13 protein-coding genes are annotated in these 13879 nt (G+C 55.4%); 10 read left to right on the plus strand and 3 right to left on the minus strand.

What is annotated here, in order from left to right:
* The 9 genes from FF011L_RS16950 (at position 1) to FF011L_RS16990 (ending at position 8023) form a co-directional block, all read left to right on the plus strand.
* On the plus strand, positions 1 to 429 hold the full coding sequence (locus FF011L_RS16950; protein WP_145352789.1) for an RrF2 family transcriptional regulator: 429 nt from the start codon (positions 1 to 3) through the stop codon (positions 427 to 429).
* Positions 426 to 686, plus strand: coding sequence for a DUF3565 domain-containing protein (locus FF011L_RS16955; protein WP_145352790.1), 261 nt, complete (start codon positions 426 to 428; stop codon positions 684 to 686). The genes FF011L_RS16950 and FF011L_RS16955 overlap by 4 nt, the downstream gene beginning before the upstream one ends.
* Before the next feature lie 267 nt (positions 687 to 953).
* A complete protein-coding gene (locus tag FF011L_RS16960; RefSeq protein ID WP_145352791.1) occupies positions 954 to 2147 on the plus strand; it encodes an LptF/LptG family permease in 1194 nt (397 codons plus the stop codon).
* A gap of 6 nt (positions 2148 to 2153) precedes the next feature.
* Positions 2154 to 3899, plus strand: a complete 1746-nt coding sequence (locus tag FF011L_RS16965; RefSeq protein ID WP_145352792.1) for a phospholipid carrier-dependent glycosyltransferase — start codon at positions 2154 to 2156, stop codon at positions 3897 to 3899.
* A complete protein-coding gene (locus tag FF011L_RS16970; RefSeq protein ID WP_145352793.1) occupies positions 3900 to 4859 on the plus strand; it encodes a DUF1207 domain-containing protein in 960 nt (319 codons plus the stop codon).
* A gap of 183 nt (positions 4860 to 5042) precedes the next feature.
* Complete coding sequence (locus FF011L_RS16975; RefSeq protein WP_246109473.1) at positions 5043 to 5513, plus strand: hypothetical protein; 471 nt, start codon at positions 5043 to 5045, stop codon at positions 5511 to 5513.
* A gap of 179 nt (positions 5514 to 5692) precedes the next feature.
* Positions 5693 to 6160, plus strand: coding sequence for a hypothetical protein (locus FF011L_RS16980; RefSeq protein WP_145352794.1), 468 nt, complete (start codon positions 5693 to 5695; stop codon positions 6158 to 6160).
* A 567-nt stretch (positions 6161 to 6727) separates the two neighbouring features.
* Positions 6728 to 7333 carry a DUF2267 domain-containing protein gene (locus tag FF011L_RS16985; RefSeq protein WP_218932696.1) on the plus strand — a complete coding sequence of 202 codons (606 nt, stop codon included), beginning with the start codon at positions 6728 to 6730 and terminating at the stop codon, positions 7331 to 7333.
* Positions 7334 to 7612: 279 nt separating this feature from the next.
* Complete coding sequence (locus tag FF011L_RS16990; RefSeq protein ID WP_145352795.1) at positions 7613 to 8023, plus strand: hypothetical protein; 411 nt, start codon at positions 7613 to 7615, stop codon at positions 8021 to 8023.
* Between the two features lie 478 nt (positions 8024 to 8501).
* On the opposite strand, the gene FF011L_RS16995 is transcribed toward FF011L_RS16990, so the two are convergent.
* Genes FF011L_RS16995 through FF011L_RS17005 form a run of 3 tightly spaced genes read right to left on the minus strand, consistent with a single transcriptional unit; the run spans position 8502 to position 13160 of the window.
* Positions 8502 to 9665, minus strand: a complete 1164-nt coding sequence (locus tag FF011L_RS16995; protein ID WP_145352796.1) for a tRNA-uridine aminocarboxypropyltransferase — start codon at positions 9663 to 9665, stop codon at positions 8502 to 8504.
* 8 nt (positions 9666 to 9673) lie between these two features.
* A complete protein-coding gene (locus FF011L_RS17000; protein WP_145352797.1) occupies positions 9674 to 11665 on the minus strand; it encodes a YjhG/YagF family D-xylonate dehydratase in 1992 nt (663 codons plus the stop codon).
* Complete coding sequence (locus FF011L_RS17005; protein ID WP_145352798.1) at positions 11658 to 13160, minus strand: S41 family peptidase; 1503 nt, start codon at positions 13158 to 13160, stop codon at positions 11658 to 11660. The genes FF011L_RS17000 and FF011L_RS17005 overlap by 8 nt, the downstream gene beginning before the upstream one ends.
* A gap of 119 nt (positions 13161 to 13279) precedes the next feature.
* Between FF011L_RS17005 and FF011L_RS17010 the strand changes: the two genes are divergently transcribed.
* Positions 13280 to 13867 (plus strand): DJ-1/PfpI family protein, encoded by a 588-nt coding sequence (locus tag FF011L_RS17010; RefSeq protein WP_145352799.1) that lies wholly within the window; start codon positions 13280 to 13282, stop codon positions 13865 to 13867.
* The last annotated feature ends 12 nt before the right edge of the window (positions 13868 to 13879 follow it).

The raw sequence follows: 13879 nt of genomic DNA on the forward strand, positions 1-13879 counted from the left end.
ATGCTCCCCAAAACCGCTGAATATGCCCTTCGCGCGGTCGCCTGCATGAGTCGCCACCCCGATCGGCCGATTTCGGCGAACCTGCTGGCCGAACAAACCAAAGTGCCACGGCGCTACTTGTCGCGTGTAATGCAAGATCTCTGCACCGCTGGAATGGTCAAGTCGCGTCCCGGTCCCGGCGGTGGGTACGAACTGACGCTCTCTCCCAGTCGAGTGACAATACTAGACGTCATCAACACCGTCGCGTCGATCCCACGAATCGAAAAATGCCCGCTCGGCCTGAAGACTCACACCCGACTCTGTCCGCTACATGCAGTACTGGACAAAGCCTATGAGGCGACTGAAAAAGCTTTTGCCAGCGTCACGATTCAAGACCTGCTGGAATCGACCAATCCCATCGTTCCGCTTTGCGAAAGCGTTTCTCCATGAGCGACAAGACCGACGGCGACCAGCAACCGATCATCGGCTACCACCGTGACGACGAAGGTCACTGGGTCGCGCAATTAGCATGCGGACACAACCAGCATGTCCGCCATGACCCGCCATTGGTCCACCGCGAATGGGTCAGATCCCCAGCGGGTCGCGATTCAATGCTGGGCTTCGAACTCCTCTGCAGAAAATGTGTCGAGGATGCCCCAGCAGACGATCGACCAGCATCTACGGGAAGCGAAGATCGAAACGGCTAGCGAGCCTCCAACGAGCCTAGTCGCACTAGCTAACCGGACGAACCAAGGCAGATCGCGGGTACGCGCACGCCTAACTACTAAGACTTTACAAGTTGGGGTTGCGTCGATTGTGCTTCCGTTCGTAATGTCCCTTAAACGCAATTACTAAAACCACCGTAGAAAAACACATCACGTGCCTCGCAGCGTGACAGGCAGTCGGTAATTGAGGATCAAACTTCCGATCCGCCCGCGAAACCAAAACAAAAAGGCTTGCCACGAGGGCATGGCATGTTGACCACCATCCAGCGACGGATCGCTCGTGACATTATCGTCATGTTTTGCACTTCCTTGTTTGTGATCACGTTTTTGGTGATGTGCATCGGGGTTTTGGGAGAGGCGATGAATCAAGGACTGGGCTTCACCGGCCTGTTTCGATTGATTCCGTACGCGCTACCCAACGCGTTGTCTTTAGCGGTACCCGGGACCGCTTTGTTTAGTGTCTGTTGTGTCTACGGACGCATGTCGTCGGACAATGAATTTACCGCGATGCAGGCTGTCGGGATTTCGATAATGCCGGCCGTGTGGCCCGCGATCATCCTCACATCGCTGTTAAGTATCGCGACAGTGACGTTGATCAATGTCGCTTTCACTTGGGGATTCCACGGCATCCAAAAGGTCGTTTTTTCATCGGTTGAAAACATTGCCTACGGTGTCTTACGACAAGAGCATCGCTTTCAACGGGATCAATTTTCATTGCAAGTCCTTGATGTCGACGGCAAAAATCTGATTGAACCGTCGATCACGATTACCCGTACCGGGGCGTCACCGATCTCGATCAACGCACGCAGCGCCGTTTTGCGATACGACGATCTAACCGAGAGCATTGAATTCAGTATCACGAACGGGCGTGCGGATGTTGGTGAACAGGCTTCCTTTACTTTTCCAGATACGTTCACTCAGCGTATCCCATTGAACTCGGCGGCTGATTACAACCTATTAACGGCGAATCCTTCTCACATGCCAATGCGAGATTTACCCAGTGCGTCCATGCAACAAAAAGACGCCATCGCCAAACTTGAACACGAAATCGCGGTAAGCGTTGGATTTAATTTACTGGTGTCCCGTCCGGAGGAGACCTTTGGCCCCACAGCATTGGCGAGAAACAAGGCATTGAATTCGAACCGGGATCGGCTGCATCGCCTGGGTACCGAAATGCACCGTCGCTGGGCCAGCGGATTTACCTGTCTGGCGATGTCGATGCTGGGCATCCCGCTGGCGATCCGCATGAAGGCGTCTGATTCGATGACGACGTTTGGGGTCGTCTTCTTACCGACGATCCTCATCTACTACCCGATCTTCGCGTTGACGTTGGACTTAGCCAAAGACGGCCACCTAGCCTCCGAAGGCGTTTGGATCGCGAATCTACTTTTCATCTCCGCAAGTATCGTGTTGATTCGGAAACTCGCTTACAAAGCTGCGTGACTTTAAATGATCATTCCTTACAAATCACATCTGCGACATTGGTGGCAAACGCACTTTCCTGCCGGGATTCAAGAACAGGTTTCCGTTGCGTCTGGTTGGACGCGTCCACAACTCGGATTCGCCTGGGCGACGTTGGTGATGACGGCGTTGGTCGTGCTGCTGCCAAATTTGTCATATCCGCTGATCGAACCAGACGAAACCCGATACGCACAGATTGCGTTGGAGATGAATCAATCGCGAGATTGGATCACGCCAACGCTGGACGGCCAAGCCTATCTCGACAAGCCACCGTTGATGTACTGGTTGACGGCAATCTCGTTTCAAGTTATTGGCATTCATGAAACGGCGGCCAGAATCCCATCGATGTTGGCGGCCCTGCTGACCATCCTTTTCACCTTTGGTTTGGGAAGCCGAATCATCGGACGAAGATCGGCTTGGCTGGGAGCGATGTCGCTGGCGTTGTGCGCCGGGTTCGTTCTGGCGGGTCGATTCCTAATTCTGGATTCGCTATTAGCGTTCTGGACGACCCTTTGCATGTTGTCCGGATACCTTGCGGTCCGCGGGCAGCGTCATCGCTGGGTGTGGTGGATGATCGCGGGCATGGCCTGTGCCTTGGGCGTGCTTACCAAAGGTCCGCTGGCACTCGTGCTATGCGCGCCGCCGCTGGTTCTCAGTGGCTGGTTACGAGCGGACCACAGCCGAGCGAGGTTTTGGCACTGGGTCGCGTTTGTCCTGCCAATGGTTGCCGTATGTGTCCCCTGGTATTTCGCGGTAGCGAAGTTCAATCCTCAATTCGTCGATTACTTTTTCTGGGAACACAATTTCAAGCGATTCACGCAGGGCTCCAATCACGAACAACCATTTTGGTTCTACATTCCGGTCATCTTTGCCGCGATGTTTCCGGCTTCATTACTGCTGCCGTCGGTGGGAGTGTTTTTGCTAAGCCGCTCTCGGCACAATCGCTCGCTTCGCTCAAAGGATCTCGGGTTCCTAACCTGTGGAGCGGTGTGGATGCTGGTGTTCTTTTCCGCGGCCAGTTGTAAGTTACCAACCTACATCCTGCCGGCGATCCCGCTTTTGTGTTTGCTGACAGGTGCGATGTTGGACCAGACCGTGTTCCGCCGCGGGGCCTCGGACCGAATCACCGCCTACCTGCGGCCTTTCCCTCAACGAGCAAATCTGATTTTGGTTGGTTCGTGTTTGCTGCTGGTGTGTGTGGATGGATGGTTCGGCGGTGGTTTATCAGCCAGCGGCATTTTGGCACTAACCGCGTCGCTTGCCGTACTGATAGCGACCGTGAAACTTTGGAACCATGAATTGGCGTTCGGGCAGCAAGCATGGGCGGCCACAGTCGTTGTTGCCACCTGCGTCACTCTATTCGTGTCGGCGGTCGTGCTACCGACAATTTCGACAGAGAGATCCGTTTTTGTGGAAACCCGCCGGATCGCCGATGCAGTCCCGAACGCGTGGATCGTGTTCTTGGGTGAAAAATCGCACGGTGCCCTGTTTCATTTGCCACCGCAGCGAACCACCTACTTCTCGTTTGAACTGGAAGTGGAGTTTGCCGGATTCGCCGCACAGCAAGCGGATTTTATTCTCGTGACAGATGAACAACGAATTGAAGAGATCAAGCAAGCGCTAGCGGGGACCCACAAGTTATCAGTGTCGCCAAATCACGAACACGTCTATCGGGCGTCGCGCATCCTTGCCGCAGTCGCCAACGTCCCCGGAACCGGCGAGGTGAATCGCTAGATGCCAATTCGCATGATCCTACTCGGATCGATTTTCGTTCTGTCGCACCTCGACATACCGTTACCTTCGGTTTCGGCAGGGGAGGGACTGGAGTGGGAGAACGCAGGCATGATCGAAGCATCGCATTTTCGCGAATCGGTGATGGGCGATACGGTAACGGTCACGACCTCTGGCAGTGACCACTCTGCCGCGGCAGGGTGTCGCGAGTGGCAGTTGCTTCCCGATGGATTGCTCTGGCATTCCTACCTGGCTGCGCCGCACGAGCCTCGCATATCAACCGTGATCCTTCAAACCAATAACGAAGGAGTTTTTTGGGATGCAACGCTGGGCGGGCGGGTGGGGCTGATTCGCTACGGGACGGCCGGCGCGGTGAATGCGAGCGGATGGCAATGGGATTTGGAAGCGGCCGCGATCACCCGTCTGGATCTACTACACGCCGAAGACGTCGAATCGATGGACTATCGATTCGGTACCGAGATCACTGCGGCCGAAGGTCCGTGGGCGATGAAATTTGGCTACTTCCATATCAGTTCACACGTCGGTGATGAATACATGATCCGCAACCCGACGTTTCAACGCGTCAACTATGTCACCGAATCGTGGATCATCGGTGGAAGCTATCTCCCACGCGACGACGTCCGCTTGTACGGAGAGTTCGCAAATTCATTTCGAGCGTCCGGAGGCGCAAAACGGTACCAATTTCAAACAGGAGCCGAGTACACACCGATCGCCAAAGTCGTCGCTCGCGGTGCTCCGTTTGCGGCGATCAACCTGAACTTTCGTCAAGCGGTCGGCTGGGATGTATCGACGACTGTCCAAGCAGGATGGGCCTTCCAAAGCGCGCGGTCAGGACGCCGCGTTCGATTCGGCCTGCAGTATGGTGATGGTCCCACCAGCCAATTCTCCTTTTTCCAACGCCGCGAATCCTACCTCGGCGGAGGCGTATGGTTTGACTACTAGCGATCCAGGTGGACCTACCGATTCGCACCTTGCACGCGTTATCGGCCCTCGGTTTCATACGTTTGGCCCTCGGTTTGCTATGTACTGGCTTAAGAAACCAACGTCGCTTAGTCGTCTCCTTCAAGCGACACAATTAACTAACTCAGCCACGGTAACGACCACCGTGCCACGGACCAGACCGCCATGAATCACGAACCCGACGCCCATGTATCCGCCAAGCATTTCCGCACAGGTGTGCGATTGCTACTGGCACTTTCACTGATCGCAACTGTTGTCTGCTTATTCTTTTTTCGCGAAGCCGCTTACCTAGCAGCGATCCCCATTCCAGTTCTGTACGGGGTTTTAGCTTTTACGAATTATTTGGAGATCCGTTCGCGAGCGGATAACTTCCGGTCGACAAGCGAATCCGACGCCTCGGAAGAAGAAATCGAGATCGGTGCAGAGACCGTAGGCATTGTGACGCTACTAAAAGTTCTCGGCGTGCTGGCGGTCGCATCTTTCATTGTTGCCGCGGCCATGACCGATTGGCAAACAGCAGGCGCGGTCGCCTGTGGATTGTTCTTTCTTGCAGTGCTAATCGAACTGCCCTACCTGCCACTCTTCTTTAGCGAAACGGAACGGGAAGAGCGAGAAAAACGACAAAAACTGACCTAGCTTGCTGCCTCCACCGAAAGGGTGGTCGGCGAGTCAATCTGGACACCCGTGTGTTACATTTGCTATCGATGAGAACGCGATTTGCGGGCTTGGGCATCGGCACATGACTTGCCTCTCGCTTCAAATTTACTCGCTTCCAAATTACCGATCTTCGTTTCCCGTTCACTGATGAGTCTGTCATGCGAATGTTCATTTTTGTCGCTTCCACCGTCGCGATTTCCTGGTTCATCCCCACACTGTCCGTTTCCGCACAGGAACCTGTGACACCAAGTCCCACTGAGGCGACGCCGGACGAAACGACCGAGCCAACAGAAAAGTCGATGGACTTTTGGATGCAGAAGAAACTGGATTATTCCGGCGCGATCTTGCGTGGCTTGGCACTCAACGATTTTGAGATGATTGAGACGAATGCTCGCCGCATGAGAACATTGAACAAAATTGAGGGATTCGTGAAGAGCCGAAATCCGCAGTACCGCCAGCAGGTTCGGATATTCGATCACGTAACAAGCGATCTGATCACGCAAGCGAAAAAAGAGAACACCGATGGAGTGACGCTTGCGTTCAATCACCTCACGGTCAGCTGCGTCCGCTGCCACGAAACGCTCCGTCACCAAAGTGACACTGAGGTTCAAGACGAGAAAGAGTGAACGACGCGTCTGTAAATTTCTTAGCGGCAGGGCGCGAGCCCTCCGGCCAAGTCGGCTTGTTTCAGGAGCGTTTTCCGGACGGCTCGCGCCGTTCCGCTAACAAGACCGTCTGCAATTCTCTTAGCGGCAGGGCGCGAGCCCTCCGGCCAAGTCGTGGTATTTCAGGAGCGCTTGCCGGACGGCTCGCGCCGTTCCACTAACAAGACCGTGCGCAATTTTCTTAGCGGCAGGGCGCGAGCCCTCCGGCCAAGTCGGCTTGTTTCAGGAGCGTTTGCCGGACGGGTCGCGCCGTTCCGCTAAGAAAGTGGATGGCACCGGGTGTATGCCTCGCCGCGTTCTGGACGACGAGCCCGCCCCATCTGAATCGGTTCCGAATTTTCATCGATGTCCCGTAAACGCGGCTCCAGCAATTCCAATTTTCGCTGTGATAGCCGCGTCATTCGGCACAGGTCTTGCTCCTGGTTTTGTGCGGCACGGATCGCTCACTCCACTCACTGGAATTCAAGGCGTCGACACCTGAACGGTGGACCATGCCAGTGCGTCGGTAGTGCTGAAACGGACAGACGCATGATTACTCGCGTCGGCTTGATGATCATCCGTAAATCCAGACGCTACACCACCGTCCCAGGGCACAAAACCATGACCAACCCCATCATCTACCCAAACGTTCACGGGTCCGAAGAGTTCCGCGTCCTTCTGGAAACCGATGATCCAAGTCAGAACACCAAGAAAGATAAAGCCCGTCGCAACATTCCCGTCCTCGCATCGACGGTCCAGAAATCGAAACACTGGATCCAAGAGGTCATGACCGAATTGCAGTGGGACGATGCACAGAAAACGTACCACGGCATGCGCGCTGTACTGCACGCTCTCCGTGACCGATTGACCTTACATGAGACCGCCGACTTTGCCGCTCAATTGCCAATGTTAATCCGTGGCATGTTCTATGAAGGCTGGCAACCCGATCGCGTGCCGGTGAAAGACCGGACCAAAGAGGCGTTTCTGAGTCACATTTTCAAGGCATTTCCGGGGGACCAAAGCGTCAACCCCGAAGAACTGACGCACGCCGTCCTTCTTGTCGTCGCCCGCCACGTCAGTGAGGGTGAAATAGAAGACATCACCGAAATTCTCCCCAAACCACTGCGGGAATTGTTTCCAGAAACATCCAAGTAAAACGGTGGTTCCGACCCTGAACCACTAATCCCTACGGCGAAGCAGACAGCACCTGGTTGCGATTTCCTGGAACCGGTCCATGTTCGCTAAAAAACAAACCTTGGTCATTGGCAGCCAGACAAGCCGACGTCGAATTCGCAATTTTTTGTCAGCGTTATCGACAGCAGCCATAGCCATAGCCACTGACGTTGATAATTCACCCTTACTCGGTGGTCCCCACCGAGTTTTTTAAAACGCTCCGTCCCGTTGGGGACCAACGGACTACGCCAAGGAACGACCATGAAACGCATCTTAGTTCTGATTCTGTGCCTTCCTATCGCCGGGATCACGATGGCGGCAGATCCGCCTGCCAACCACCTGACGCCCTTGATGCGGATGAAGCTAGACCGCTCCAAAGCAATCCTTGAGGGTTTGACCTTGGAAGACTACGACAAGATCGCAAAGAACGCCCGAGCCCTTCGCTTGCTCAGCACGGAAAGCGGCTGGAACGTTATTCAAACCAAGGAGTACGCCGCACAGAGTCGCGATTTCCAGCGAGCAACCGAATTGATCGCCAAAGCGGCTGAGGAAAAAGATATCCATCGAGCGGCTTTCGGATATGCCGCGTTAACGATGCGTTGCGTTGAGTGTCATTCGTATATGCGCAAACACCGCATCTCGCTGGCGCCTACCAAAGACCTTCAGGAGTAGTGCGGGGCACAAGCGATAAATAGGTTGACGATTTCCGCTCAGGCGGCTCTTGTTTGTTTCCGCCGGGGTCGCCCCGGTCGGTACAACAACTGGCGGCTACCTGAATGCCTCCCCCTCTTGATCCTTCTCCGCCAGCCCCGAATCGCCTAGGCGATTCGGGGCTGGCGGAGAACCGCATTTCGATCGTACAAGAGAGTAGCTGCCGGTTGTGAGTGCGCCGGGGCAAGCCCGGAAACGGAACTCTATTAATCAAATTTCAAATCTTGGCTTCCTGCCAGGCAAGCTGGCAGGAGGCCTTTTCTTCCTGCCACACTCGCAACTTATTTATCGCACGTCCCGCGCATCCGCGCGATGAAACCGTTCGGGTTCGAGGTGGAGTTTTTCAGGGTCAAGTAGCTACCGTCGCCAGACAGTGGGTTTAAGCTGTCCACGCTCTGGCGAGCGTGGTTGCGGACGAATCCCGTTTTCTGGATTCGCGCTACGCGTTTGCTTGACGGAGATATTCGACCAAGCGGATTGCGTTCTCTAACCTCTCGTCGCCTCTTGACGTCCTTTCTTCGCTGGCCTGGAGTCCCAGTTGCTGCAGAATGGCCTCCAAAGTCCCGGCGGGGCGAATCCCTTGCCACTGGACCGATTTCAACGTCAAACAATGCGGCACGTCCATCCCCGCCTCCGCTAATAACTGCGCCGTTCGCGAATGGTAGACGACCAACGAGTCGTCCGCACGTATGAACTGGCTCCATGCTTTCCGGAACTCGGTGACCGACACTGCAGAAGCAAAATCGTCGGGTGTTAAGTTTAAATAGCGGTAATCGTTTTCATCGAAGTCTTCGTCATTTCGAATAACCATTCGCAGCGACTGATCCGTCCCTAATCGCTTCGCATTCCAGAAGATCGGAGGCGTCGATGCGTTTGGCGACGACGCGGTATCCGCTAGATCCAGTGGGGCTCGTTCACCATAGGCAACCACGATCCGCTTCGTATCTCCCATCAAAACTTTTGGGACGTTCGGGTTCGGAGCTCCTCGGCGGCGCAGGTTCTTACGCCAATGCTGCTCCGGTTTGGGGATCGCTAATTGGCGATCGACCATCGTTTCAAAAGCGGCCAATAACTGCTGCAATCCGGTCGTATCGGGCTCCAGCCACTGCAGCGCCTGCACGGTTGCTTCCACCGTCGACAACGCGGTCATCGTCGGCTCGCGGCGAATCCGGTAACGGCTCGGTTCGCTGGGGTTTAACCGAAACCTTGGCAATTCCTGAAGCATGGGAATGTCACGCATCAATGTTTTGGCCTGCTGCCAGGTCCCATCAATCACAAACATCTGGTGCGGACGCTCTTCGGGCTTAAGGTCCGAGAGCAAGCGGGCATCCGGAGAAGGGTAGAGGATGCCGGAACGATTCGAGATCGGGAGCCTTCCGGCGGCCTCGGCAAGTCTTTTATTATGATCGACTAACAAAGTCGAACGGACTAGCGCCTTGTGAACAATTCGAGCCGTATTAAACGCATGAAAACGTTCGCGACGGTGTTGGAGGATCACTACGTCCGTCTGGTTTTCGACGCGGGGAATCAAATCGCAAAAACAACCGCCACGAGGTCGATAACAGGTGTAACAGCGATCACGGATCTGATCCGGACGAGGCATCGGCGAACTCACTTGCTGCCATCCAATCCGTTGGCTTCGAGAGCTTTCCTACCCGCTTCCAGAGTCTGAATGATTTTTTCCACATCGTAGACGCAGCCGCCCCAGGTTCCGCCGCCAACCTGTTGCAAAGCCGCCCATAATCGAGTGTCATCCGGCATATCAGGATCGATTTTCAAATCGGGATGCGGTTCTCGCTCCAGCAAAATCCTCGCAGCGGATTCGGGATCAAGCGGACCGTCGCTTGTGGCCACAAGGTTTACCTTGCCGACCAAGCCGATCGTATCGATTTCGATTTCGATCGTGTCCCCTTCTTGGACTTTTCCGAGCGGGCCCCCGGCAAGCGCTTCGGGACCAACGTGCCCGATGCAGGCACCGGTACTGACGCCCGAGAAACGAGCATCGGTCAAAAGGGCGACCTGTTTGCCATCGGTCAAGTATTTGAGTGCGGAAGTGATCTGATAGGTTTCCTCCATCCCACAGCCCAGCGGGCCACGTCCCATCAGAACCAATATGTCGCCAGGACGGACGGGCGTTTCGTGTTGCCCTTTCACCGCAGCGATCGCTTCGCGCTCGCTGGTAAAAATCCGTGCAGGTCCCCGCTTGCGGTAGACGCCATCCGCATCGACCACCGTTGGGTCGATCGAGGTCGCTTTGATAACAGCCCCTTCGGGACAAAGATTACCGGTCGGGAAGCAGACGGTACTTGTGAGTCCGCGTTGGGCTGCTTTTTCCAGCGGCATGATCACATCATCGGGATCGACGCCATCTTGATCGCGGAGGACTTGCCGGAAATGAGCCCGTCGCGGACTCCCTTCCCAGCGATCCAATATTTCATCCCAGGTCAGGCCGGTTACTGTTTTGGCTGTGGTTTTCAGCAACCCTGCGGCCCGCAGATGCCAAGCGACCTCGGGAACGCCTCCGGCCAAATACATTCGCACCGTCGGATGCCCGACCGGACCGTTGGGCAACACGTCGACAAAGCGACGAACCAGCGAATTGACCGCAGCGAAGTCACTGGCTGTCGGACGCGACAACCCGGCCGCCGCGGCGATCGCAGGGATGTGCAGCAACAGGTTGGTCGACCCGCCAACGGCTGCATGGATCAGCATCGCGTTAAACAGGGAATCGTCCGTGATGATGTCGCGCACCGCGGTCTTGGTCTTATGCAACTGTTGCAATACGCTGGCACTTTGCCTAGCAAGGTCCAACCAGACCGGCTGCCCACTGGGGGCCAAAGCGGCATGCGGAACGGTCAATCCCAACGCTTCGGCCACGACCTGAGCCGTCGCAGCGGTCCCCAAAAACTGGCATCCACCGCCCGGGGTTCCGCAGGCTCGGCAGCCCTCCAAAGCCGCTTCATCCAAAGACATTTCACCCTGGCTGTAGCGGGCACCAATCGTTTGGACTTTACCAGCGTCTTCTCCGACCGACGGCGGCAAAGTGACCCCGCCTGGCATCAGAACCGCAGGCAATTTACCGACGCCGCAGAGCGCTAGCATCATCGCTGGCAGACCTTTATCGCAGGTGGCGATTCCCAAGACCCCTTTGGCCTGAGGAAGTGACCGGATCAATCGCCGCATGACAATCGCCGCATCGTTTCGATAGGGCAGGCTATCGAACATTCCTCGCGTCCCTTGCGTCCGACCGTCGCAAGGATCACTCACATAAGCCGCGAAGGGAACGCCGCCACGTCCACTGATCACTTCGGCGGCCGCTTGCGTCAGCAGGCCCACTTCCCAGTGCCCCGTGTGATACCCGAGAGCGATGGGAGTCCCGTCATGGTCTCTCATTCCACCCTGAGTACTGAGAATCAGGTACTGTTCACCGAGCGCCCGCCGTGGGTCCCAACCCATGCCGGCATTTTGCGTCAATCCAAACAGATCCCCGCTACTCCAGTGACGGAGCATTTGGTCGGTTAAGGGTAATTTCCCTTCGGGTCCGACGGCCCTTGTCTTCAAGGTTTTTACATCTTCGGGCGGGTCAAAAAGCGAATCAAGCATCGGGGGATTGTTCCTGCAGGTATTTCACAGCTTGCCATAGTTGCGGATCAAGACGCGGATCATCGGGCGACAAATCAGGGTCGATTTCACCGTCAGACTCGGTCTCTTCGACGATCACTTCTTCGTCCACGGGTTCTTTTTCGTCATCCGTCTGTTCGGTGTTGTCTTGAGGGTTATCGCTCGACGGTTTAGGGTCACCATCATCGGTCAGCTCGGTTGTGCCGGGAAGATCGAGCGGTGATTCCAACGGATCGATCACATCGACCATCGGATCGACATCCGCCAGCGAGGTCACTTCACGGTCTTTCCAGACGGGATAGGTCGCCCGGCGCCAACGGTTGGCGATCGCCCGTCGCTGCGGGCGTGAAAGGGGAATCACAAATCCTTCATCGGGCGTCACTCCCCAAACATCTTCAGGCGTCGCCTCGGGCCGTCGATGAATTTCGACTCCGCTGGGGCGATAGTAGCGGGCGGTCGTCAACTTAAACGCACTTCGCCCGTATTCCATCATCATCACATTTTGAACCGTCCCTTTGCCGTAGGACCGGGTCCCGATGATTTTTGCTCGGTTGTAATCCTGGAGGCAAGCCGAAACGATTTCGCTTGCGCTTGCCGAATCCCCATCGATCAGAATCACCATCGGAATATCTGGATCAAGCAGCGTTCCGGGGGTCGCCACCGCAGAGGAAGCCTTTTGAGACCGATCGCGGCCTCGCGTCGAAACGATTTCGCCCGATTCGATAAACATGTCGCAAATATCGACGGCCGCATTCAGCAGTCCACCGGCATTCCCACGCAGATCCAGAATCAGACCATCCATGTCATTGTCGAGGTCTCGCAGAACCTGTTTCATTTCCGCAACCGTTTTCTCACCAAAACTGGTACAGCGGATCATCGCGATCCGAGGATTATCACGCATCCGATAGACCCATTGGCTGTTCTCATCGCGATAATCGCCGACGACCGAGTCCAGGGGGATTTGGGCACGCGTAATAACAATCGTCTGAGGGGCATCGTCGCGGAGCACTTCCACCGACACCTCCGTCCCACTGGGACCACGCAGGCGTTTACTAACGTCTTCAAGATTCATTTTGGAAACGTCGGTGCCGTCGACCTTGATGATCCGATCCCCCGGTAGAATTCCCGCTGCAAGGGCAGGGGACGCAACCAGAGGGGTGATAACCCGGATCGGTTGATTCTCTTCAGGCTGTTCGACCAGGATGCCGACACCGTAGAATTCCTGAGCCAAAAAGTCTTCAAATTGTTGAAAATGTTTTGGCGGGATGAACTGACTGTGCTCATCCAGCGTCTTGGTCAGCCCACTCATGGCGGCTTCGACGAGGTCACGTTCTTCCACAGGATCGACGTAAAAACGTTCGATCTTGTCGATTGCGTCCCCCAGAATCATTGCACTGTGCGTACGGCGAACCGCCATGTGGCACAACAAGGAAACCAGGATAACGGTCATCAGGATGTGGTAGTTTCGCAGAGGCATTCGTCTATGATACCGAAAGCGGACGGAAACAATGCGGGGGTCCAACCCCTCAAAAGACCGATCGTAAGGACTTTCGCTCCCCTTGAAATCCCCACTAAGTTTGTAAGGACCGATTTTTGATGACTGCAGCCCCCAAACGCGTCTTGATGATTGTTGGTGATTTTGTCGAGGACTACGAAGCCATGGTCCCTTTGCAAATCCTGCAATGTGCCGGACACCAGGTCGACACGGTCTGCCCCGGAAAAACGGCTGGTGACTATGTCGTAACGGCAATTCATGATTTTGAAGGACATCAGACATACAGCGAAAAACCGGGACATCGATTTGCCATTTCGGCCGATTTCGCTGGTTTAAAACCAGAAAATTACGACGCCCTAGTGCTTCCCGGTGGGCGAGCTCCGGAATACCTTAGGCTGAATGAACAGGTTTTGGCGATTGTTCGCCACTTTGACACTACCAGAAAACCGCTTGCCGCCATTTGCCACGGGCCCCAGATCCTGGTCGCTGCCGACGTCCTGAACGGAAGAGAATGCAGTAGCTATCCAGCCTGCAGCCCGGAAATTTCCAAAGCCGGAGGAACGTATGTGTCGCCAGCCGATACGATGGACTCTGCCCACGTGGACGGAAATTTAGTTACCGCCCCCGCTTGGCCGGCACATCCAGCTTGGATGCGAGCTTTTCTTCAATTGCTAGACAACCAAAACTAGGACTCGGGACTT

The sequence above is a fragment of the Roseimaritima multifibrata genome (genome assembly GCF_007741495.1).
Taxonomy (GTDB): Bacteria; Planctomycetota; Planctomycetia; order Pirellulales; family Pirellulaceae; genus Roseimaritima; species Roseimaritima multifibrata.